The following is an 838-nucleotide window of genomic DNA, read 5'->3' as shown; positions in this document are numbered from 1 at the left end:
CAGCCGTCCTCGGTGAACGCCTCGGCGTTGGCGCCCGGGTTGTCGTGGTAGCCGCCGGTCACGGAGGTGCCGCGGACCTGGAACCGGCCCGCCTCGCCCTCCGTGAGGACCGTGCCCTGCTCGTCGACGATCCGCATGGCGAAGCCCGGGTAGGGCAGGCCGCAGCTCACGAACGTCCCCTCGTCCGGGACGGGTTCGGCGGGCAGCACGGCGTCGGTGACCACGGAGCAGGTCTCGGACATGCCCCAGCCGGGGTGCATCACGTCCTGCGGCAGGCCGTACGGCTTCAGCGCGTGCAGGAACCGGCGGCGGCGGAGGCCACGACGACCTCGCCGGCGTTCATCACCAGCCGCATCGGCGACAGGTCCCAGGCGCGGTCCGTGAAGCGGTGGGACTGCTCGGCGAGGAGCCCGAAGGCGAAGTTGGGCGCCCAGGTGACGGTGACCCGGTGCCGGTCGGCGAGGTCCATCCAGCGCAGCGGGTCCTGGAGGACCCAGGAGGTGGGGGCGTGGATCTGGCGGCAGCCCAGGTACACGTCCCGCAGGTGGAACATCACCACGCCGGTGACGTGGTCGAGGGGGATTCAGTTGAGGGAGACGTCGTCCGCGCCGAGGCCGTTCATCTGCTCGGTGGCGGCGGAGCGGGTCAGCACGTTGCGGTGGGTGAGGCGGACCGCCTTGGGCAGGCCGGTGCTGCCGGACGTCATCAGCATCAGCATAAGGTCGTCCGGTTCGGCGGGGTGCCAGTCGTGGTCCTCGGGTGCCTCGCGCCGCGCGTCGGCCGTGGTGAGCCGCAGGCCGGGCCAGTCCTGCCGGGCGGCGACCGCGCGCAGCCCGGC

The 838-nt window shown here is 72.9% G+C and carries 3 protein-coding genes; all 3 read right to left on the bottom strand.

What is annotated here, in order from left to right; translation table 11 throughout:
* Positions 1 to 242: AMP-binding protein (locus B7L92_RS43485; protein ID WP_255311386.1), on the bottom strand; the 242-nt coding region annotated here is incomplete at its 3' end.
* 44 nt (positions 243 to 286) lie between these two features.
* Positions 287 to 559, bottom strand: coding sequence for a hypothetical protein (locus tag B7L92_RS43480; RefSeq protein ID WP_255311385.1), 273 nt, complete (start codon positions 557 to 559; stop codon positions 287 to 289).
* 24 nt (positions 560 to 583) lie between these two features.
* Positions 584 to 838, bottom strand: a 255-nt coding sequence (locus B7L92_RS43475; RefSeq protein ID WP_255311384.1) for an AMP-binding protein, incomplete at its 5' end; no start/stop codon positions are given.

The organism is Streptomyces viridosporus, from assembly GCF_002078235.1.
Lineage (GTDB): Bacteria > Actinomycetota > Actinomycetes > Streptomycetales > Streptomycetaceae > Streptomyces > Streptomyces viridosporus.
The sequence above is the reverse complement of the archived record's forward strand: the minus strand, read 5'-3'. Positions and strand labels throughout refer to the sequence as shown.